The organism is Paenibacillus sp. J22R67, from assembly GCF_059692175.1.
In genome coordinates, this window is record NZ_JCAUAX010000015.1 from 61,644 (window position 1) to 82,083 (window position 20,440).

Consider the following 20,440-nt stretch of genomic DNA (forward strand, 5'->3'; position numbering starts at 1 on the left):
GGCTTGAGGGGATATGGATAATGACAAGAACTATGACTCCTTGAAAAAGGAGATAGATAAAGCAATAAGTAGAAAAAAGGGATTTTCGGTATACAACGCAACGAATAAAACTGCGGATACCTTTGTAGAAATATTTAATGAAAAGAAACTGTCGTATCAATTTATAGCACTATCTACATTCGTCAAGGACGAGGAACCAGTTAACGATGAAATTCGTGTTGCAATCGTTTTTCAAGATTTGGATGAGTCAGATTTATTGACTAATATCGATAAAATAACTAATAAGGTTATCTATCCGTTATGGTTTCGTGGTGTTTCAATTGTATTTGTCAGCAAATTGGATAAGACAGCTTATTTAGTGAATGATATTGACTCTTCCCTAATACATACAGATTACAAAAAAATAATGAATTTACTCCTCATGGAGCAATTGAATAACTTACTTGATTATGCGAATACCAATGTTTCAACTCCAGGACTGCTTGATTTTGCAAGTGAAGAGATTAGATATACGCCAATTGAGAAGATTTTTAGTGAAAAGTTAATCGAAAGAGGAATACCATTTGAATCACAAGTGAAAATCGGTCGGTTCTATGTCGATTTCATAGTTCAAATAAAAGGCAATAAAGTGATTGTTGAGTGTGATGGTAGGGATTATCATGATGCTAAGAAAGATGCAGAACGTGATAAAGAATTAAATAAAGAAGGGTATAGGATCTTTCGATTCTCTGGATCAAAGATATTCAATGATTGTGATAAGTGCATCGATGAACTCTTGATGAATTTCCAGAACCGTTTGAGTAAGTATGTGTTAGAAGATTTAAACCATGAACAAATGTTCGCAGTTAATCATGTTGCAGGACCGATGAGAGTGTTAGCACCAGCAGGATCAGGTAAGACGAAGACGTTGGTCAACAGAATAGCCCAATTAATAAATAAAGGTGTTGCACCTACAGAGATTATTGCTCTTGCGTTTAATAAAAAGGCTGGAGAAGAAATGACAGCCAGACTAAGTAATCGATTTGGACTTAGCAATGTCGAAGTGAGAACGTTTCATTCTTTTGGAAACGACGTTATAAAGCATAAGTTTAAATGGAAGTTCGATGCCGAGAAGATGGTCAAAACTGAAAGATCTTTCTTGGAAGAAGCAGTGAGTAAGCATGTTGTAGTGCAACGTGAAAGAAATAAAGATCCATTGAATGAATATTTATCCATGTTAAGTAAAGTGAAAAATGAACTACTTCCACTAAGCGAAATGGTCATTGTAAGGGACGAGAAGGCTATTGATTTCGAACCCATATTCTTAGATTACATAAAAAAAAGTACACAGTCTAACTTTTATACCTTTGACGATATGCTTTATTTTGCGGCAAGAATATTACTTTCAGATTCACAACTACGGAGGAAAATACAACAAACATATCGATATGTCCTAGTGGATGAATTTCAAGATCTAAATAAAGTACAACTCTTGTTGTTGCAGATACTCTGTTTGCCCGAAAACAATCTATTTATTGTTGGTGACGATGATCAGATGATCTATGGGTTCCGTGGTGCTGAACTCAGACCAATATTGGAATTCAATAACAGGTATGAAATTACCGCAGATCAGGTATTGAAAATAAATTACAGATCTTGTGGGAATATTGTAAAACATTCGAAGTGGCTTATTGATCATAATCAAGTACGGGTGTATAAAGACATCGTTCCCTACTCTGAGGAGAAAGGAGATGTGTCACTTTTTATCGGTGGAGATCTGACTGAACAAGCAGATCATCTGAGCAAAGTGTTTTTAGAACAGAAAAGTGATGATATTAAGTGGGCTGATTTTGCAATATTGATTCGGCATAATCAATATAAAGATCTTCTCAAAATTGCTTTACATAAACATGGGATTCCTTGCTACACAGAAGGTGGGGGACTCTTTCAGTCCAAGGTAGGTGAAACAATTCGAGCCTATCTACTTGCGATATTCTACCCAGAACGTTGTGATGAAAAAATATTCAAACAGATTCTTAACTATCCCAATAAGTACCTTACCAATGAATTCATTTCTGGGATAAAAAAATGGGAACATTTCATTGACATCGAAGGTAACGGGAATTTACTGAGAAAAATGGATGTCGATAGGTATACACATTTCGTGAAAAAAGTCGTAATGATGAGTCAAGAGTTGAAAGGTGTGAGTCTGCACCAGATCGTCAATTCAATAATCAATGAGTTTGAGTTGACTAATTATTTTAAGGACAATTCAAATGTAACAGATGACTTAGAAAGCACTTCTGATTTCAATCAGTTAGAAATTTTCACTTCGTTATCTGATTATTTTGATTCTGTTGATCATCTATTAACTTATTGGGATGATCAAGAGTTAAAACAAGAAGTAGATGGAGTTATTGTTTCTACCGTTCATAAGACAAAAGGTAATGAGTTTTTGAAAGTAGCATTTTTTAATGTAGTTAAGAGCATTACTGATAAATCAACTGAAACAGGCTTAGAGGAAGAACGAAGGATTGCGTATGTTGCTATTACCAGACCAAAGCAGTCTTTGCTGGTAACTTCTCAAAAAGGAGAACTGTCACCTTTTGTTAGAGAGCTATTTCTAAATCCTGTGTTCTACAAGAAATCAGAACAAGAGTTAAGTGAAAGCTTACCTTTGATACAAGTGAAAATTAACCTTGAGGATGTAAAGATTCAGGATTTTGAGTTTCGGGAAAAGATATTGATTGAAAAGTACCCTGAGTTACAAGGTACAAAGGTGATTATTGGAGGTTTGTTTAAAGGAATTAAGTCGTATATAAGAAAAGTAAAAGTTGATGGAGCACTTAAACAATTCAAGCAATTACAAACGGATAAGAAGTTGGTAAGCAATGAAAAAAATAAATTAGGGAAAGAGAAAACAGAGATATTGGATGAAATAGCAATCAGAAAAGTGATTACAGAAGGCGAAAAAGCATAAAATGTGTAACTCTTCTATATTCAGTCGAAGGGAAGAGAAAGGACTGTCTCAGTATTAAACGGTAAAATTTACCTATTAGTGGAGCGTTGATATTCAGAATGAGTAATCGTATGTAGGGATTTTCTTGTCAGATCATGCCCAATGCAGTATATTATGAGTAATTAAATATTGATCGGATTTGCGGAAGCACCGCAGACAAACCTTAACGGGTTAGGTCTGCGGTGTTTTGCGTTTCCGAGACAAAATGGAGGATGAAAATATGAAATGCTGTACGTTTTGTTCTGCTGAAACAGAGATGCTGTTTAATCACATGATAAATGATATAGGTGCTCTATGCTTGGAATGCTACACAACATTTCATGGATCATGTGCGGTGTGTAGCGATAGTCTGATTCCAGAGGCAGTTGAAGAAGAGGTAAGTTATAGAGTTGAGGCGAAGTTCATTGGGATGGTCGAGAAGAATATCATTGTGTGTGATTGCTGTTATACAGAGATTCTGCGGAGATTTCCAGAAATGATGGTGTGATAAGGTAGTGGTGGATATAGGTTTTAAGTCCTCTCCTTGTCAAAAATATTGAATCACAAATATCGTTCTCATCGTTAAATCGCACTCTCCAATTACTTACGTGAAAATCGTGGATCGCCTATAATAATGTAATAGGGGAAATTTGGAATTTGGGGGAGGGAAGAAAAGTATGGCACTGAAGGACAAGATTGTGAGTCTATTGAACGAAAAAGATGGAATGACGGATCGAGAAATTACAAATGCCATACTCGGTATAAACGAGCCTCAGCAAGCGGTTAATCAGACATGCAGGTCTTTGTTAAGTAAAGGGGTCATTAAAAGGACGAATCGAAAAGATGGTTTAATCGGCAATTATTTAGTTGTCCAAGTGTTGTCAGCGGAAGGACCCCCAGTTAATCAAATGGAACAAACAGCAGAGATCGCTTCAATATTTCGAGAAGACAACCTCAAGCAGATCTTGAAAGATTACCTCCATTCAGAAGGTTGGGAGACTCAAATTGCGTGGGGAAGGATACCAGGAATCGATATTAATGCTATTCGAGGTACGGAACGTTGGATCATTGAGGTGAAAGGCTTGGGTTCATCAAATCCCATGAATGTGAATTATTTTTTAGGTGTTTTGGCAGAAACACTTCAAAGAATGGATGATCCAAATGCAAAATATAGCATTGCACTACCTGATGTTAAGCAGTTTCGTAATCTATGGAACAGGCTACCTCTATTAGCTAAAAAGCGGACAGGCATTTCTGTGATATTTGTAAGTAGTTCTGGAGAAGTGTCTGAGAGTTTGTAGGGAAGGTGAATTCCGATGGAAATGACGATTACAAAAATTTATGAAACCATCAGTGAATACGAAAGACTGCTCGAAATAATTGGAAGTTGTGCGGGAGAAGTTTGCAAGTTATCAAAAATGGAGATCTCCCGCTTATATGGGAAGTCGTATACAGGAACACTCAAGAAAATAAGGTTCCTTGAACGATATGGATTAATTGAAAAAAGTGCAGGCGGATATATACGCACGGAAAAGACATTTATGAAAGACACGCCTATGGCTTTGATACCAAAGATTGTACAATTGATTTGGGAAAGACCAGAAATATATAACAGCTTCAAACAACAAGCCGAACTATTATCTGTTTCAATGTCGGATGTTCAGACAGCCTGGGGCTTTTTCTCGTATTTTTTTGTTTCAAAGAATCAAGGGGATGAAGTGATGATACTTAAAAATTGAGGGAATACCAACTTTTTTAGCATTTTTGTATAAGACAATAAGAGTTTCTGCAGAACCGATCGATTTTCAGGCATTTGTCCTGATCTTCGTTCGGTTTTTTTCTTTTCCAATCGATTATCAAATGCTCAGGATTCCGCCGCTGGTACGCAATGCAATGAATTTTCCTATTTACCAGCTCTAAACAACAGAATGTGAGCGGTAAAATTGTCCGTATAGCCTAAAGAGGGGTTCGACAAGGTAGAACCGTTTTTCGTAATCAAAAAGTTTTACTTTTAGTATGATTGATTATAAAGAGAAACAAACATTAAACTAAAGGGGGAAAAATAATGAAAGTGAAGAGCATCACCAAAATGATGACAAAGGAAATTTGGGAAGAAGTTGAGCTTGAATTGGAAGAGAGCAGTAATAGTATTTTTATGGAATTGGTAGCAAGCGAAGAGGTTTTTGACGAGATTTTCTTGGAGAACGATTTGAAGGAATACTTTATCAATCACTATGATATTCCAATTAGAGTGCTTAGGGATCTAATTGATGAGGCATATCCATTTGTCTCACAGAAAAATGTCGAGTTTCTTCCTCGATTTGAAATTATAAATAGTTCTGATTATGAAAAATACACTCAACTTTATGATATTGAGGTTAAGTCTGAGGTTGCTCTAACGGAACGACAATACGAAATTATAGAAACGGTTGTTGAAGAATTCAAGAGGATTTACGAAGAGTTATTTATGAAGCATATTATTGAAATCGAAGAGGTTCCTGAAAATGAAACTGAAAAATATGGGGAAAGGTTCCGTATTGTAACGATGTGGCCCATTCAATAGAAGCAGGTGTAGATAATACAACTTCGCAAACAGCAATTATAATTTACCGCTGAGCCTACCAATCTTCGGACATTAGTCTTGATTGTGGCTCGGCTTTTTTCTTTCCAAACATTGTTTCAATATCGTAATCCATCAGGTAGCACTCAATCCGTTTCATTGATTTCCTTCAAATCTTTTGCCCATTTCCCTTTCCTTTATTCTGATTCTTTAGTCAATACTATCCCCTTTACCTTCTTATCAACTCCTGCTTTCCCGCATACAACATAGAAGTCTTCAAAAATCAGGAGGGAACTTTTATGGATTTTATGTTTCCAGGTCATGAGGAGAGATTTGAGCAATTGATTAACAAGGATAGGACGCATCCAACGGATAGGGAGCGGCAAGCGTTGTTTTACGTCTTTGCAGGCTATCAGGACTTATGGGATAGGATTGATCATTTTTACGACTTTGAGGGTCGCATGATCCGTCCAGAGTGTTTTGATGAGGTAGATTTAACGAGTAGTTCGAGAGCATTGGTGGAGCTGGCATATAATCTGTACAATAATTATCCGTATGGGACGATTGTCGATTTGTTTGCATGTTTGGATGAGCAGAACAGGGATCTGGCAATCGGGGCGATCAATATGAGGTTTCGTATAGGGGAAGATAGTGTGAAAACAAAATGTGAAGGGGAAGGAGGAGCTGAGGCAGATCTCCTCTTTGCCATATGCACATAAAAATTAGGAATCTGCGTTATAGTGTTTAGCCCGACGACTCAGATGCTCTGAACAAACCGCTTCCTGAACCCGTTGTTCGAATTCTGGATGAATGAATAGAATGCGCAGTTTAAACCAGGATCGACCTAATAATGCAATTGCTTGTTCCCAATCAGTCACTTCAGGTGATCGTTGATGTACAAGGTTTGATAAATCCTCATCATCAAAGAAGTCAGCCAAAGAAGATTCGTTCGTTTCCTTGACGAATATCCATGTATCATCCAACAACCGTTTTCCTAATAAAGAAACAGTTCCGCCTTCTCCGCCTAATACAATGATTTCTTCCCAAGTATCACTCAAATAATCCCCTCCTATCAAAAGATGATTCCTCCGCCAGCGGTTGCGATGCAAGTTCGTTCGACTTGTAGCGTATAGTCCAATTTGCTGAACGTATGGACATAGCGATTCAACGTTACGGTTCCAATATCATTGGTTGTGTGGAATACAATCGTTGGATTGCCTTCGCCGCTGTAATAAAAATGTGGTTCGAGAATTTCTGGTTCTTCCTCGATCATTTCCCAATCATGTTGGTTTTCATGATGACCATCATTAGTTGGAAGAATGACATCTCTTCCCCAACTCGTTCCATGCCACATCGCCCCGAATTCATGCAATTCGTGAAATGCAACAGATGCTTGTAAATAGGACAGGTGGGATTTATCTCCACCAATTGCCTCCATAAAGTCATCCAAGGCAAATGACGGTTTTGGGGCAGATAAGAAATGTTCTTCTAAACACTTACATTCGTTTGGATCAGGAAGATCTGTGTCGGCGGGTATAGCCCAAACAATGCCGTTTCCATTTGCTCCATCGCTGTACTGATATGCCCGTAGCTTGAAGCCTTCTTTGATACGCAGGTGCGAAAAGCCCTTTATAATTGATTCTGGATTGGCAGGGGATCTAAACCAGCCAAACTCAAAATCAGGAAGCCTCTTGAACGGGGGAGAAGGGTCAGGTAGTAAATTGGGTTTGGTTGCAAAGGAAGGGAACCGTTGCTTCTTAAACTTCAGATTATATATTGAAATCAGATCAGCTAACATATTAGGGCGACGAGTAGGAATAAGAGGGCAGGGATGATAGTAGTTATTCGAGTCCCTGTGCTTTTTGCCGAAGGAAGGAACCTTTGATTCATTGATTAAACTCATCCATATCGTCTTTATTTGTTCGAGGTTTATCCAGTTTGAATTTTGTTCGACTCCCCAACCCGTAAGAATCCAAGGGTGAATCTGTAGCTCTTCTATGGGGATTAAAGACTCGCTGATGCTATATTCGCCCGCCTGAACCAGAACCTCAAATTGGTCCACAGCATTTATAGATTTCGCATTCTGGAGGGTAAACAAGTTATAGATATGGAAGCGTCCAGCTAGATAAGCCCTTTCCCTATAAATTTCCTTCAAGAATAGGATTAATTGCTCCATCGTTGGGTCTGTCTTTATCTCCCCTTCAGCACTGCCTACTGTATTCAGCTTTACTTTTAGGTCAGGATTAATCTTATTGAAGTCCGCCGAACCAGGGTTAAGAAGTAGACAAGCCCCAATCGACTGCTCTGATTCGCCCCATTGAATATAAGCTGAAGTTCGAAACGTATGATTGCCCTTTTTGGTGAATGTTCCGTAGGCTTTTGGTTGATTCATATTATCCTCCATCCATATCTTTATTTAGATCAATCCCTATATGATCAGTGATCGTCACACTACCTAAGACGCTGTAGCAAGCATGATAAAGGGAGACAGCAATTTCAGCTTCTCGTTTGCCTTCGCAGTCTACATATTCAATTCCAGATTGAGGGGGCTGTTCATCAACGACGATGACATATCCTTTATCAACGCCATTATTCAGTACGCTTACGTAAAACAATATTCGATTATGTTCTGGTTCCCACCATTCCCATTTTTCATTATATGCTGTCCCAATGATCACCCAATGTCCGTCTGGATTTGGAGTATATGATGAGGAGTTATTTTCTTGCTTTTTAACCAATGTGAGAATGAAGGATAGGATGACGGTAAGTAATATCCAAGCCACGTGTCTCTTTCCTCCACAAGAAGCTTATAATAATGACCACTCAATTATTTGAGTATCCCTGATGCTAACTTATGTTTTCAGCGAAAGCTCGTTTGCAACTTCTCGTAGTACATCACCAATCTTCCCCAAATTGATAACCAAATCAGCAATCTGATCTAGTGGAGTCGGATCTTGATTAATGATGACTAACCTAGCTCCGTTTTCTTTCGCTGTAATCGGAAATGAATTGGCTGGAGAAACAACCAGGGATGATCCAAGGACAATAAAAAGATCAGCTTGCTGAGCTTCATAAACTGCCGCCGCTAATACTTGTGAATTCAAAGATTCGCCGAATAATACGACGGATGGACGAATGAAGCCCCCACAGGTGCAATAAAGATTGTTGTTAGAGTAGTGCTCAGTTGGGTATACCGCTCCACAATCATTGCAATGTAATCGACGAATGGATCCGTGAAGAGGGATAACATTCCGATTGCCAGCGTCTTCATGTAAACCATCTGTGTTTTGGGTGATGATGGACTTGAGTTGAAATTGTTCTGCGAGTGATGTTAATACTTCGTAGCCCCGATGTGGACGAATAGTTTGTAGCCCTTCTATTCGTTTATGGTAGAATTCTACAAATTGATTTCTGTTGTGCTCCATGGCATCGGTACTGGCTAACGTTTGTGGGGCATTTCCTTGCCATAAACCGTCTTTGGAGCGAAAATCGGGGACACCGCTTTCGGTGCTCATACCTGCACCAGTAAATACAACCATATAATTAGATTCCTTTAGCAATCTTGCGAGCAATGGATACACCTCCAATTGATCTTTCTAACCTGATTTAACCATAGGTATCGATCATATATTTGATCGTTCTTACTTTGTTTGCATATATAGAAAAAGACACCTTGATTAGATGCCTTCTGAGTAAAGCAGGAAAATTTTTTTGGCTTCTTCCTTCATCCGATCGACAAGTGATTGTGGTTTGATGACCTTGGCATCACTTCCCCATGTCAAGAGCCAACGGACTAAGCCTTCACTTACAGCGGCGGTAATTTTTATGGAGAAGGTTTGATCATCTACTTTGCGAATGGGGCTATCCTTACCAAAGCGGTCGATAATCACATTGATGAGATGATTATTGAATTGCACTTCAATGAGCTGAGGGTCTCCAGGATACATGTTAAACGTCTGTTTCATATGCTCAGCGATATTAAATTGTGGTTGAGTGAACAGCTCCTCTGAGACATCAACCTGCTTCATCCTATCAACTCGGTAATGCTTGATGCTTGCAGAATCGTCATCCTTGGCTACAAGATAATAGTAGTCGTTGTTCCATACCAGTCCGAGTGGAATAACGGAATACACCTTCCCTTGATGCCGTAGGATAAACTCTTTTTGGACGTTATAGTTCCCATATTGGAAGGTAAGTCTAGTTCGCTCGTTTATGGATGTATGTATCTTGTCTATGTGATAACGAACTTCTTGGTTTTGAGCTTTCATTTCAGGAGGCACGGAGATTTGATGTTGAAGCTTTTTAGCAAGATGATGACTCGTTAAGGTTTTGATCTTTTCGATCAATTGTTTGGTTTCTGATGATGTAATAAATTTGGCTGAAGAGACAGCATCAACAAGCATCCGAAGTTCATAAACGTTAAATTTTCGGTACAGATGATAGTAACTTGCCGTGTTTCGCTTCCCGATTGTTTCCTCAATTGGGAAGTCACTATATTTCAAATGGTCAATTGCACTTTTAATTGTATTCTTTTGGGTGATATACTCGTCTCCAAATTGCTGTTGGAGTTGTTGGTTTATTTCCGACAAAGTTAACGAATGATCATCATCGGTCAATGTAAAGAGAATTTCTCTAATCTTCATAAGTCGCATAGCATTGCTGGCTCCAGACATCCACTCACCCATTTCCTATCATATTTCGGCAACCCCTAACTCCATTATAATGAGAAATCCTCCTGTTGTATCCTTTGCGCCATAGATTAAATGGACGAGCTTGTAACTTACATTAGCTACATTAAGAATAAGATGATTCCGAATGAAAACTGGTTGAAGGTTCAGGTGGATATGCATGAAGCGAAGAGGATCTTTCATGAATATGAGACTATCAAGAAGTCAGGGCATGGGAAGCTAGGGTTATGTATGGGATCGTAATCGGATGAATGCCGATTCTCGATCCTTTGTTTCAGATGTTGTGGACGGTTTATAAAATCCGCCCAGTAAGCAAGGCTACAGTCGATTCAACAGGGTATCCTAGGATTAAGCCAGTCAGGACGTGATCATGTTTTTTCTTCCATGGATCTCCATAATTATACCCGTCAATGAAGTATGAAAGGTCAAGATCACCATGACTTAGAATTATTTCTTCCTCTTCTTCCGTAAGAAGGTTGTAGTTAAGTTTTTGGCTGAATAGTCGGTACGATTCAATAAGATTGTGCAAATCGAAATGATTACTCACTTTACCTTTGTTTGCAATGCCGATTTTATGCTGGAAACGTGGATGACTGTTATCGGATACCTTCCAGACCAAATCAGTCTGCTTAACTTTGTGAATGGTTTCTTCTAATTCCTCTGATGTTACTGGCCAGAAGCCAGTTGGTTTTAGTCCATCGTTTACTGCGTATAACAGTCGATCATTGGTATCTACAAGTTTACCGTTTGCGAAGGTGATAGAATATCCACCGCAAAAGAACAGATTATGCCAACGAACCATCGGAGAATGAAAGGGAATATCCGTGACTCTAGGATATTTATATCTAAGACCAGAATGACCATGGTGCAATACCACCATATCTGAGGTTTCTTTATGATCCCTCCGATAGAAGCCGCTAAAGCCATAGCCATTCTCATCCTGATACCTTCCTTGATTTTGCGTTTCATTCGATACCCATCCATCAACTGCAATTAATGTTTTCATGTAAGACCTCAAACTCCTTTTATTTTTGAATTATTTTTTTTGCTGAATTCCTAACGTCAAGTTGAACTGTTGCTTCATCTGCCCCTACAACTAATAATAGACCTTCATCATCGGCTTGATTACTAAAAACGGTAGAATAGTGTCTGACTACTAAAGCGTAGTCCTAGTATTCAAATCGTCGTTACTCCTCCATTCTGTTTAGGTATTTGATTGTCAAGGAACAAAAAAGACTGATTTTCCCTAGTAACCCATTTCAATCTCGATTTTCTGTACTCAATGGGCAGAAAAATCCCGTTGAGTCTAGTGAAATCAAAAGAAAAAATGGTGAAACTAAGTAAAATCAGCCTTATATGGCTAAAAAGTATTTTGTTTGAAGGGCAATAAAATAAAAGTTTGTGACTAAAAGATAGGATTACTATACAAGATACTTTCGGAGATTGTCAATCAGTATTTTGAGAATATTAATTAGGTGAAAAGGAAAAGGGGATGGGGTCTTGTGGGTATAGGAGACAAGAGGGGCGATTCACAAGGCATATTCAGTTTTGCAAACTATATAGGATGATTCACATTCAACTTTCGGAAAACATAAACCTATATATGTCGAAAAAACATTTGGTACGCATATTCGCCTATAGAAAAGCCGCCTTGTGGTTTTACTGCGAAAGCACTCAGTACATTGCCGAGAATTCACCTTACGGTTCTTTCTTGTTAATATGACTCTGAAATTTCGCTCGGCAAGTCGGAAATCCCAATAAGAGAATAACATTCACTTTTCGCCTTCGCTGGAAACATTGGTTGGTAGGAGAATACACACAGTTGACCTGTTGTGAAAGAGCAATTCAAAAAACAGCGTTATTGTATTCTACATCATGGAAGACCATTGTTGTATGTTCCATCGGTTGGTCATTTCAATGACACGGGGGAAAGCATCACTTTTCGCCTTCGCTAGAAACATTTGTTGGTAAGTTACTTCACACGGTTGATCTGTAGTAAGAGCAAAACAAATAGGTTTTCTGCAATGTATTTATTACAGGCATGACCATGTTTGCATGTTTTAACGTTTCCCTGTATCTATAAAGAGCGGAACAACATTCGCTTTGTAGCTTCGTTTAAACCATTGGTTGGTAACAATTTCACTGGATTGACCTGACATAAGAGCAATTCAAAATGCAGATTTGACGTAATTTTTATACCAGAGAAGATTATCTATGCACGCTCTTTACGTTGGTCTTGTCAATGTACTAGCATCTTGTCCAACTACTTTTTATAGTTACTGATTAGTTCAATACTGTTTACAAGGAAACTGAATTGGGATTATATGGTAATTATTTTCGATTTATGCTATAATTGAGTTACTAGACCATAACAAAAACTATAAGGGTGAATCGACATGAAAAAGAATATCAAAGACTTCCGTCTTAATTGCATAGATGACCAGTAAACACTCAGTCGATAGACTGGGTGTTTTTATATGGTTACATTGGCAACTCAATTGACTTTGAAAGGGGTGATTAAGATGAAAACTTTGGATGCGAAGCAAAAGGTAAAGAGAATTCTCTTAGAAGCTGGTGTGGATTCACTAATGATCGCATGCGGAATTATACTCGCCCACCTTATCAAGCAAATGGCGTAAAGGCAGTGCAGAGAAGGAAGGTAGTGATGGCATATTTATATTAAGCGGCGGCATGGAAACAGCTATTTTTCTTCACTTCATTGCTCATTGATTCGAGCGAATACGATAGGAGCGTGATTCGAAAATGGAGCAGACTCAGGAAATTGATCATTACCATCGATTTATAAGTATTTCAGATAATCAAGTCATATTTGTGATTCCCACAAGACTTCTCGAAAAATCCTCTATAGAAATCGGAGACGTGATTTCTGCTGAGCCAAAAGGTAATGGGCTTCTTCTCAAAAAGGTAAAGCAGGTGAGGAGGAAACGATGAGTAAGCAGATGAAAGAAGAGGCTTTCAATTTTAAAAAAGATGTTGACTTGCAAGAGAGATTCATTCGATCAATTGATGTTGACGAATCAGATGAGGTAGTCATCATTCTGTCCAAAGAAATGTTATTGAAGGCGGGAATAGAGATTGGGGATCCGATTCGCATTGTGGCTAGACCGAACGAACTGGTGATCAGAAAAGAGCGGGGTGAAGATTGATGGTGAAGAAGAGTATGGAAGGAGAGTGGAGCGTTTTGCCGAAGGATGGAGTTTATCCCAAGGTCATCAAGTAGTTTAAGTGGAAACTGGCTCTATTTCTGGCTTGGCGCAGGGTGTGTACTTGTTATCTACTTATTTTTGGATCGCCGAAAGTGAGGGGCTAAATAAAAGGTGATCATTCCAAGATGGAGGAGTGGGAGAAATGCAGTCCTATTCGAAAGAGCAATTGTCTGTATTCATTGGTGTGAGTGAATCATCAATCGATGATTGGATTTATAGCAACCGATTCCTTGGCATTACTCGTGAGAACCAACATGAAATCAACGATCTGACGCTGGTAGCTCTTCCTACTGGAGCGGTTATGTCTATTAGTGAAGTCATAGAGCTTTATAATAAGAATCAAGAGCGATTGAAGTAGGAGGAATGTATTGTGGAACTTACTTGTATGTGTGGCAATACAAAAGAGTCCAGAGTGGGATCCAATCAGTTCTTCATTTTTACCCGCAAAATCGTGATTTACAACATTCCCCATTACTTCTGTTCGCAATGCAATAACGAGTCGTATGACGCAAGAACTTCCATCGATGATGTATTGAGGTATGCTTACGAAAGAAATATGATTGAAATCGATTTTGGGGGATATGAAAGATGACGCTAAAGAGAAAGCGTGTGATTAAGAACCCCAACAGAAAAGACATGAAGATACCCGATATGAGCTTTCCAATCTCGAAGGAAAATCAGAGGTTGTTGGCGAAGTTAAATGGTAGAGCTACTGATGCTACCAATGGAGATTCTTCCATCATCAATAGCTTCGAAAGTATACCGCTGTTCGGTTCGGCTCTACGGAAAATCAGAGTAGCATTTCAGAAAAGGTAGACACTCTTATCCTTGGTCGGGGGAGCTTTTTTCTTAGTTGAATAAGTTTGTGAAGATCGAGATGGGAGAAGCGAGTTAAGTGCTTCTCCCCTACATATTCGTGTGAATTGTTGTTAAATAGATAGTCCAAATCAGAGCTTTTACATGTGAAAGTGCGTGAGTTGTGTAAAAGCTCAAAAAAGTAAATGATTGTGCGTGAGTTATGTAAAAAGTATATCGCCCCGATGTCGTGTGAATCGAATTAGATAGTTAGTAAATCAGAGTTTTTACATATGAAAGTGCGTGAGTTATGTAAAAGCAATAAAACTTGTTACTGTTACACAACGCTCGCAATTTCAATGAGTTCTTTACTAAAAGAAAACTTTTTACGATTTTCATGTACCTAAGAAAAGTTTCTTACCAATTTCATTTACTTGGGGCGTGAAAAATGAGAAAGAATGTGGGGTACACTAAAAAGAAATCAAAATCCAAAGCAAATTGAGGGGATTCGAATGTGTATAACTCGAAACGAATCAAACAGAATATTTTTTGAAACTACCTGTCGGCCATTCGGTCGCCAGGTTTTTTTATATCGCATTTAGTCATCAATTTAATGCTGTGGTCTATAGTCAGCGGTTCTGATAACGAGAAGGTGAAGTAGAGCTACAGCAACGGGTGGGAATGGTTATAAAAGTAGATAAGGGGAGGCTTAACAAATGAAAAATAAGAGGAGTCTGAGTGCTGTGGAAGTTCTGCTTGGTTATGGGCAATTTTTGTCAATAAATGAAGCGGCGGAAGAATTAGGTGTAAGCGAACAACTCGTTCAGAAATTTATCGAGCGTGGTCTTAAAGCAGTTAATGAGAATGGAATTGTGAAAATACACCAATCAACTATTAAGGCATGGAAAGATACGATTTTTGCATTTGAAGCGCAATGGATACATCCGAATAAGCAACTTCAAGATCAAATTTTAGAGGTGAAGTTAGTGTTTATAAATAAACAAATCGCCTCATTTGAAGAGAAGTACCAGGGTACTTTCGAATATCTATTTAGTCATTTTAGTGATAGCCAAATTGATGTATTGGATGAAGCAGTTGACATCTACGATTGGAGAGAATTTGAAAAGCAGAAACTACGAATATTCTCTCAATTGAAACAGGTATGAGGAGGAGGGAGAGGTGAAGTCTGCTACTGTTTTGGAGCTAATTCCAGGATCATATGGCAGTTCAAATGACAACTGGAGCTTCTTCTGGCTTGGTGTAGGGTTCGTACTTCTTATCTACATGTTTTTGGACAATCGTCGGAAGTAAAATAAGGGTAATACGAGGAAGAAGGTTTTAGAATGCGTTCATATCCAAAAGAGGAACTATGCGTAATCTTTGGAGTAAGCGTGGTATCAGTCAATAAATAGATCGAGGAGGGGAGATTCATTGTCATTAGCTGTGACAATCAAGACCAAATCAACGAGCTGACACTGTGGGCTTCTGTGACTCCTGGTTTAATCACGGTCCGTGAAGTCCAGGGGATGTACGAAAAGAATTAGGGGCGATTGAAATAGCAGGGGGAGCGAGAAAAAATGAGAATTGAAGAAAAAGAAACACTCATTAAACTGTTTCGTGAGAACATGGATATTTACATTCCAAATGCCACTGCCAGCGAGCAGAACTACTATATTCGTGGCATAGTAGATGCTTTGATGGCGGTTCCAAATACAATAAGTGATGATGAAGCAAAAGCTATTACTGATGAGCGAAACAGAATCTCAAGTGCAGAAGAAATAGGAGAAGAGATTGGCGTATTAATGGTTGCTAAAAGAATGCTCGACAGCGGAATGAAAATTGACGAGGTTGCTAAAAATACCGACTTTTCGCCAGAAGAGCTGGAACGATTGCTTCAAGACAGAGACGATTTGATAAAAGAAAGAATGCGGAATCGTGGTTACGCATTTGCATTTGAAAAGGAATGGCATCGACAAGAGAGTGAAGCAAAGGAGCAGACGCTTGATTCCAGATTGTGTATCGTTGAGGGTAGAATAAAGATGTATGAAGAACAGTTCGGTGATACTTATGCAAACCTTTTCGGGCATCTTTCCGACTTGGAAATAGACGCTCACCCCGAAGCTGTAGGCATTTTCGATTGGCGAGATCTCGAAAGAGAGGAGGATCGCATTATCCTTGCATTTGAAGATGATTTCACTGATGGGGTTTTTGCGATACCTTCATCTTCGAAAATAAAGGTTCGTGCATTATATAATCATTGCAAACAGGTTGGAAAAGAGCCCTCTGAGCTTACCGAAGAGGAGCTGGAACCGTTTTTGGATCGCCATGAGTAGCACGAATATAATAACGACGAAAAGGGAGGGATCTCGCCGCTGGATAAACTTTTACCAAGTACCGCAGTATGATGAAGGAATGTTTATGAACGTAGAGCAATATGTACGCACGTTATTGCAACAATCACGGAAAACAGAGTGCGTAAGTATTTTGGAGAAGAGCATGCAAACCGAGTATATCCTAACTAGTGATGGAAAGAAGAGAAGCAATCATCCCAAAGCGAAAAAGATTATCGAGAACCCTGATGACAGTGATATACCATTCTAGCAGAGTAAAGTGTCAGTGCAATTTAACGCTGTAACGTGATAAAGTAATGTGATAGGTTTTGTTTGTTTTATAGCGCAGGCGAAAAAGTGAGATATGGTTTTCAAAAGTATGTCTGACAAAGCGTTCTCCTAGAACGCTACGAAAAGTAAATGTGACAATGGATTGGATCATCACAATCCTAATGATTTTTCTGCAAATATAAAGTCTTATCTATGCGAAAACGACAAGGCTTGCTCGAACAGGGTCGAATACCTTTCGAGAAGAGACTCGCATCGGTAAACTGCCCAGAGAGGGGGGATAGTTTGTGGTCAAAGTGAAGAAGGGAGCACAGCTCAAGCCTTGTAAATTTGAGACGAAAATTCCTGTGATGGGCGCAAGAGAATTGGCAATGTCTAAAGAGGCACTTCGATACTTGAAACTAATGGGCAGAAGTATCAAAGCGGACCATCAGGAGGAGGATTCTTAATGTTTATTATTGAGGCTACGGAAAAAAACGGAAAATGGATTTCGGGCATCTTCAAAAATGAAATAGATGCAAGAGAGTACATGGACGAGATTCCTGCGAATTCAAGGCAATTCCAGCGGTTTTACAGTATAGAATTTTACTTCCCTTTCTACATTATTGAAAAGCGTGGGTTTGAATTTGTGGACGAAGTGGGTTTAATAAGTAGGATCAATAGGCAACAGGTAACAGACGATGAGGTTTACTTCATCATTTACAAAATTGAATTCGATTATATAACTGAAAAGCTAGCAATGGATTATATGGGATCCCTTATGCATGTTCACGTGACGCAGGACTTCATGGATCGGTACGGAGTACATGGAGTGGATTATTTGAAAGCGCAGGACTTGCTGTGATTAAAGCCGAAAATGATAGTTGGCAGTAACATGGAAGGGTTGAGATGATGAAGTATTTTATGACTGATATACACGGGGATTTTAAAGGAATGCAGTTGTTACTGAAGCATGCTGGACTAGATTTTTCGACGGACACCCTCGTGTTTGGAGGGGACATGATAAATCGGGGGAAGAACAGTGGAGAGGTCCTTAAATATATCAAGGGTTTAGTGGATACATACCCAAACGTTCATGCGGTTATCGGCAATCATGAGGAGATGATGAAAGATTATTTCCGCAATGGCGATAAAACGTGGATGCATCATGGGGGGAATGAAACACTTCATAGTTTTCAAAAGGTTTTCAAAGGCGATGCTGAGCGGCTGTCACATATAGATTGGGCAACTTCCTTACCCCTTCTTTTCGAAGACGACGAATTTATCTATACTCATGCAGGGCTTAACCCCTATGAGCCGCTGGATAAGCAAAGTCGAGAGATACTGTGGATGTCAGAGTCGGATTTTTATACCATTCCAGGTGATGCACTTTTAACCTTGACGCATAACAAGCCCATTGTTCACGGTCATACGCCTGTCGAATACATTTATTTCGATAATGCTCGTTTAAATGGCGACCTTGGATCGAACACCTATTCTATTGAGGAAGAGAGAGGTCTTGGGTTGGTGAACTTGACTGAGATGACCTATTTTGTTTATAAACAAGCTCAAAAGAAAATTGAGGAGCGAAAGATTGTCCGAATATAGAAGAGCAGGAAGAACAGAAAGAGGGAGTCTCCGCCGCTATAACCTTCAGCCCATTTACCATTACCCGTGTTTCGATGCATTAACGTTATGAAGACTTACCGATATTGTATGCACGATGTATGAGCATGTATGAGGGATGTATGAGGTTTTCAGGGTATAAGGCTCTTGGGCAGTCGACAGTTATGAAAGATGTTCATAACTGTTATGCAACTGTTACGAAAGTTGTATGAACATGCTCTTATTTCTTTCGGTAACATGCAGATTTTTACAAGCTGTATTGTGGATAAAATCTGAATAATTCCCCCACCCCTCCCATCTCTCTTGAACTCTCCTGAACTTTCCTGAACTCCCCTGTTCTACCCTTTCCCTTCGGGCAATAATGCTGGAAAATATTCTTTGGTCAATCGAACAAATACTCGGTGTGGCATGCTATAATTCACACGAATACAAACATTTGTTCTTGTTAGGGGTGAGTCCTATGCGAAGGAAGAGTATTATCCAAATAACAAAATCTAAACCGTTTGGGCATCGAATCCACGTAAATCGCTGGAGGAGATGCCCTTTGCTTTTTCAATACAGTTACAACCTAAACTCTTTCGAAGTAGGTGAGGGCATTGGAAATCAGATTCACAAAGCATTCATTACTGAGATGACGTGAACAAGAGATTTCGCTTAAAAATGTGAAAAGGCAGTTAAAGAAGATGCCTTTTTTCACGGGTAAGATTAGATGGCGACTGAAGGATGGGTATGAAGTGGTTGTTAAACAGAAGGACCGAACATATTGTTGATCACGATCATTGGAATCAAGAAGAGATTGAAGAGTAAACAAGTGAGGGAGGGAAGGGGATTACGGAAAGGTCATAGTTGTAAAGCTGTGGAGGGAGAAGAGAAAGATGAGTATTTCTAATGGCAACATTCCTTTTTCATGGTCTTTAAGTCGCCATAAGTGCTTCTTTGAATGCCAATTAAAATATGCGTACAGCTATTATATCTCGCAAAATGGGTGGAATAAAAGGTCGTCAAGCATTGCTCAAAATAGCTATCGTTTGAAACGACTCCAATCCCTTCCGATGGTTTTTGGCAGTTCAGTTCACGAAGTAATAAACAGAGCTATTGAGGAGAATTCATCGAATTTTATAGTAGATGCGAATGAAATGGGCGAGCGTATAAGAGGAAATCTAAATAAGGCATATCAGGATTCAAAATACAAATTGGATGCCTGGATGGAAGCACCAAACCAATACACCATGCTTCAAGAATTTTATTACAATGGTGATCTGCCGCTGGATAAGATCAGTGAGTATAGAAGCAGAATTGAGCCGACTGTGAAGCATATCATTGCCTCTCAAACTTATCTGGACCTGAGCGAGCGGCGGACAGTGGACGTAATCACTGCTGAACGTTTTCGAATGATGGAGGTTGACGGTATTAATGTTTGGATCGTCATTGATCTTTGCTATCGTGATCTGGAGAGAGGCAAGTTTACGATTGTTGATTTCAAAACCAGCTCATCGACAGCGAACGATTATTATCAGTATTATCAGATGTGCTTGTATGCATGGTTCATTCAACAAGCTTACGAGCTGGACTCGCTAGGAGACATTGAACTTCGGCTAGAGTTCTTGAGTGATGGCACGTGTAAGACATTTACACCTAAAGAAATTGATCTGGATAACGTTTACCACCTATTTCGGACAAGCGTTGAATCGATGTATACATTGCTTGATGATGTTGAAAATAACAAGCCAAAAGAGCAGAATGCATTCCAAAGGACAGAGAATGCGAGGGTTTGTGAGATCTGCAACTTTCGGCAAATATGCCGTATTGCGTAGGAGAAAGAGATGGAAAAGGCATGGATAGAGCAAGGGGGAGAACGAGGTGAGGAGATTAAGTGGGACATGCGTTATAAAAATATCGCTTCAGACTATGATATAAGGTAAAAAATACAGGATTCTCAATAGAGGAATTATGCGAAGGAGTCGTACAAA

At 39.1% G+C, this 20,440-nt stretch carries 23 protein-coding genes; 17 read left to right on the forward strand and 6 right to left on the reverse strand.

Translation table 11 applies throughout. From position 1 onward, the window contains the following. Positions 1-13 precede the first annotated feature (13 nt). The 5 genes from AC58VC_RS33930 to AC58VC_RS33950 all read left to right on the forward strand — a co-directional run bounded on the left by AC58VC_RS33930 (position 14) and on the right by AC58VC_RS33950 (position 6,256). Positions 14-2,959 carry a UvrD-helicase domain-containing protein gene (locus AC58VC_RS33930; protein WP_497375690.1) on the forward strand — a complete coding sequence of 982 codons (2,946 nt, stop codon included), beginning with the start codon at positions 14-16 and terminating at the stop codon, positions 2,957-2,959. 695 nt (positions 2,960-3,654) lie between these two features. Next, positions 3,655-4,278, forward strand: a complete 624-nt coding sequence (locus AC58VC_RS33935; RefSeq protein ID WP_497375691.1) for a MarR family transcriptional regulator — start codon at positions 3,655-3,657, stop codon at positions 4,276-4,278. Between the two features lie 15 nt (positions 4,279-4,293). Further along, complete coding sequence (locus AC58VC_RS33940; protein ID WP_497375692.1) at positions 4,294-4,716, forward strand: hypothetical protein; 423 nt, start codon at positions 4,294-4,296, stop codon at positions 4,714-4,716. 326 nt (positions 4,717-5,042) lie between these two features. Further along, complete coding sequence (locus AC58VC_RS33945) at positions 5,043-5,540, forward strand: hypothetical protein (RefSeq protein WP_497375693.1); 498 nt, start codon at positions 5,043-5,045, stop codon at positions 5,538-5,540. A gap of 296 nt (positions 5,541-5,836) precedes the next feature. Next, complete coding sequence (locus tag AC58VC_RS33950; RefSeq protein WP_497375694.1) at positions 5,837-6,256, forward strand: DUF6075 family protein; 420 nt, start codon at positions 5,837-5,839, stop codon at positions 6,254-6,256. A gap of 3 nt (positions 6,257-6,259) precedes the next feature. On the opposite strand, the gene AC58VC_RS33955 is transcribed toward AC58VC_RS33950, so the two are convergent. The 5 genes from AC58VC_RS33955 to AC58VC_RS33975 form a co-directional block, all read right to left on the reverse strand. After that, positions 6,260-6,595 carry a hypothetical protein gene (locus AC58VC_RS33955; RefSeq protein ID WP_497375695.1) on the reverse strand — a complete coding sequence of 112 codons (336 nt, stop codon included), beginning with the start codon at positions 6,593-6,595 and terminating at the stop codon, positions 6,260-6,262. Between the two features lie 14 nt (positions 6,596-6,609). Beyond that, a complete protein-coding gene (locus tag AC58VC_RS33960) occupies positions 6,610-7,929 on the reverse strand; it encodes a hypothetical protein (RefSeq protein ID WP_497375696.1) in 1,320 nt (439 codons plus the stop codon). Between the two features lies 1 nt (position 7,930). Next, positions 7,931-8,320: a hypothetical protein gene (locus AC58VC_RS33965; protein WP_497375697.1), complete on the reverse strand. Its 390-nt coding sequence runs from the start codon at positions 8,318-8,320 to the stop codon at positions 7,931-7,933. A 69-nt stretch (positions 8,321-8,389) separates the two neighbouring features. Further along, on the reverse strand, positions 8,390-9,109 hold the full coding sequence (locus tag AC58VC_RS33970; RefSeq protein ID WP_497375698.1) for an NAD-dependent protein deacylase: 720 nt from the start codon (positions 9,107-9,109) through the stop codon (positions 8,390-8,392). Between the two features lie 105 nt (positions 9,110-9,214). Then, entirely contained in the window at positions 9,215-10,180 is a 966-nt protein-coding gene (locus AC58VC_RS33975; protein ID WP_497375699.1) for a helix-turn-helix transcriptional regulator, read from the reverse strand. A gap of 162 nt (positions 10,181-10,342) precedes the next feature. Here AC58VC_RS33975 and AC58VC_RS33980 point away from each other — a divergent pair, with 162 nt between their 5' ends. After that, complete coding sequence (locus tag AC58VC_RS33980; protein ID WP_497375700.1) at positions 10,343-10,468, forward strand: hypothetical protein; 126 nt, start codon at positions 10,343-10,345, stop codon at positions 10,466-10,468. 49 nt (positions 10,469-10,517) lie between these two features. Here AC58VC_RS33980 and AC58VC_RS33985 read toward each other — a convergent pair whose 3' ends face one another. Beyond that, positions 10,518-11,231, reverse strand: coding sequence for a hypothetical protein (locus AC58VC_RS33985; protein ID WP_497375701.1), 714 nt, complete (start codon positions 11,229-11,231; stop codon positions 10,518-10,520). Between the two features lie 1,942 nt (positions 11,232-13,173). On the opposite strand from AC58VC_RS33985, the gene AC58VC_RS33990 reads away from it, so the two are divergent. The 11 genes from AC58VC_RS33990 to AC58VC_RS34040 all read left to right on the forward strand — a co-directional run bounded on the left by AC58VC_RS33990 (position 13,174) and on the right by AC58VC_RS34040 (position 20,284). Then, positions 13,174-13,392 (forward strand): hypothetical protein, encoded by a 219-nt coding sequence (locus tag AC58VC_RS33990; RefSeq protein WP_497375702.1) that lies wholly within the window; start codon positions 13,174-13,176, stop codon positions 13,390-13,392. 202 nt (positions 13,393-13,594) lie between these two features. Then, positions 13,595-13,810, forward strand: a complete 216-nt coding sequence (locus tag AC58VC_RS33995; RefSeq protein ID WP_497375703.1) for a hypothetical protein — start codon at positions 13,595-13,597, stop codon at positions 13,808-13,810. Positions 13,811-13,837: 27 nt separating this feature from the next. Continuing rightward, on the forward strand, positions 13,838-14,044 hold the full coding sequence (locus AC58VC_RS34000) for a YgiT-type zinc finger protein (RefSeq protein WP_497375774.1): 207 nt from the start codon (positions 13,838-13,840) through the stop codon (positions 14,042-14,044). A 919-nt stretch (positions 14,045-14,963) separates the two neighbouring features. Further along, the gene (locus tag AC58VC_RS34005; RefSeq protein ID WP_497375704.1) at positions 14,964-15,413 is read left to right on the forward strand and encodes a helix-turn-helix domain-containing protein; all 450 of its coding nucleotides are present in this window, start codon (positions 14,964-14,966) and stop codon (positions 15,411-15,413) included. A gap of 13 nt (positions 15,414-15,426) precedes the next feature. Beyond that, the gene (locus AC58VC_RS34010; RefSeq protein ID WP_497375705.1) at positions 15,427-15,558 is read left to right on the forward strand and encodes a hypothetical protein; all 132 of its coding nucleotides are present in this window, start codon (positions 15,427-15,429) and stop codon (positions 15,556-15,558) included. A gap of 266 nt (positions 15,559-15,824) precedes the next feature. Then, positions 15,825-16,580, forward strand: coding sequence for a hypothetical protein (locus AC58VC_RS34015; protein ID WP_497375706.1), 756 nt, complete (start codon positions 15,825-15,827; stop codon positions 16,578-16,580). After that, positions 16,573-16,848, forward strand: a complete 276-nt coding sequence (locus AC58VC_RS34020) for a hypothetical protein (RefSeq protein ID WP_497375707.1) — start codon at positions 16,573-16,575, stop codon at positions 16,846-16,848. The genes AC58VC_RS34015 and AC58VC_RS34020 overlap by 8 nt, the downstream gene beginning before the upstream one ends. Positions 16,849-17,152: 304 nt before the next feature. Then, positions 17,153-17,314, forward strand: a complete 162-nt coding sequence (locus AC58VC_RS34025) for a hypothetical protein (RefSeq protein ID WP_497375708.1) — start codon at positions 17,153-17,155, stop codon at positions 17,312-17,314. After that, positions 17,314-17,709 carry a hypothetical protein gene (locus AC58VC_RS34030; protein WP_497375709.1) on the forward strand — a complete coding sequence of 132 codons (396 nt, stop codon included), beginning with the start codon at positions 17,314-17,316 and terminating at the stop codon, positions 17,707-17,709. Before AC58VC_RS34025 ends, AC58VC_RS34030 begins: the two co-directional genes overlap by 1 nt. A gap of 44 nt (positions 17,710-17,753) precedes the next feature. Continuing rightward, positions 17,754-18,452 (forward strand): metallophosphoesterase, encoded by a 699-nt coding sequence (locus tag AC58VC_RS34035; RefSeq protein ID WP_497375711.1) that lies wholly within the window; start codon positions 17,754-17,756, stop codon positions 18,450-18,452. Between the two features lie 893 nt (positions 18,453-19,345). Continuing rightward, complete coding sequence (locus AC58VC_RS34040) at positions 19,346-20,284, forward strand: PD-(D/E)XK nuclease family protein (protein WP_497375713.1); 939 nt, start codon at positions 19,346-19,348, stop codon at positions 20,282-20,284. Positions 20,285-20,440: the final 156 nt, after the last annotated feature.

Excerpts from the sequence above, each read along its gene's own strand:
- AC58VC_RS33960 (WP_497375696.1), bottom strand. The coding sequence starts at position 7,929 with ATGAATCAACCAAAAGCCTACGGAACATTCACCAAAAAGGGCAATCAT.
- AC58VC_RS33930 (WP_497375690.1), top strand. The coding sequence starts at position 14 with ATGGATAATGACAAGAACTATGACTCCTTGAAAAAGGAGATAGATAAA.
- AC58VC_RS33995 (WP_497375703.1), top strand. The coding sequence starts at position 13,595 with ATGCAGTCCTATTCGAAAGAGCAATTGTCTGTATTCATTGGTGTGAGT.
- AC58VC_RS34005 (WP_497375704.1), top strand. The coding sequence starts at position 14,964 with ATGAAAAATAAGAGGAGTCTGAGTGCTGTGGAAGTTCTGCTTGGTTAT.
- AC58VC_RS34015 (WP_497375706.1), top strand. The coding sequence starts at position 15,825 with ATGAGAATTGAAGAAAAAGAAACACTCATTAAACTGTTTCGTGAGAAC.
- AC58VC_RS33985 (WP_497375701.1), bottom strand. The coding sequence starts at position 11,231 with ATGAAAACATTAATTGCAGTTGATGGATGGGTATCGAATGAAACGCAA.
- AC58VC_RS33980 (WP_497375700.1), top strand. The coding sequence starts at position 10,343 with ATGATTCCGAATGAAAACTGGTTGAAGGTTCAGGTGGATATGCATGAA.
- AC58VC_RS33935 (WP_497375691.1), top strand. The coding sequence starts at position 3,655 with ATGGCACTGAAGGACAAGATTGTGAGTCTATTGAACGAAAAAGATGGA.
- AC58VC_RS33940 (WP_497375692.1), top strand. The coding sequence starts at position 4,294 with ATGGAAATGACGATTACAAAAATTTATGAAACCATCAGTGAATACGAA.
- AC58VC_RS34040 (WP_497375713.1), top strand. The coding sequence starts at position 19,346 with ATGAGTATTTCTAATGGCAACATTCCTTTTTCATGGTCTTTAAGTCGC.
- AC58VC_RS33945 (WP_497375693.1), top strand. The coding sequence starts at position 5,043 with ATGAAAGTGAAGAGCATCACCAAAATGATGACAAAGGAAATTTGGGAA.
- AC58VC_RS34035 (WP_497375711.1), top strand. The coding sequence starts at position 17,754 with ATGATGAAGTATTTTATGACTGATATACACGGGGATTTTAAAGGAATG.
- AC58VC_RS34030 (WP_497375709.1), top strand. The coding sequence starts at position 17,314 with ATGTTTATTATTGAGGCTACGGAAAAAAACGGAAAATGGATTTCGGGC.
- AC58VC_RS34000 (WP_497375774.1), top strand. The coding sequence starts at position 13,838 with ATGTGTGGCAATACAAAAGAGTCCAGAGTGGGATCCAATCAGTTCTTC.
- AC58VC_RS33990 (WP_497375702.1), top strand. The coding sequence starts at position 13,174 with ATGAGTAAGCAGATGAAAGAAGAGGCTTTCAATTTTAAAAAAGATGTT.
- AC58VC_RS34020 (WP_497375707.1), top strand. The coding sequence starts at position 16,573 with ATGAGTAGCACGAATATAATAACGACGAAAAGGGAGGGATCTCGCCGC.
- AC58VC_RS33975 (WP_497375699.1), bottom strand. The coding sequence starts at position 10,180 with ATGAAGATTAGAGAAATTCTCTTTACATTGACCGATGATGATCATTCG.
- AC58VC_RS33950 (WP_497375694.1), top strand. The coding sequence starts at position 5,837 with ATGGATTTTATGTTTCCAGGTCATGAGGAGAGATTTGAGCAATTGATT.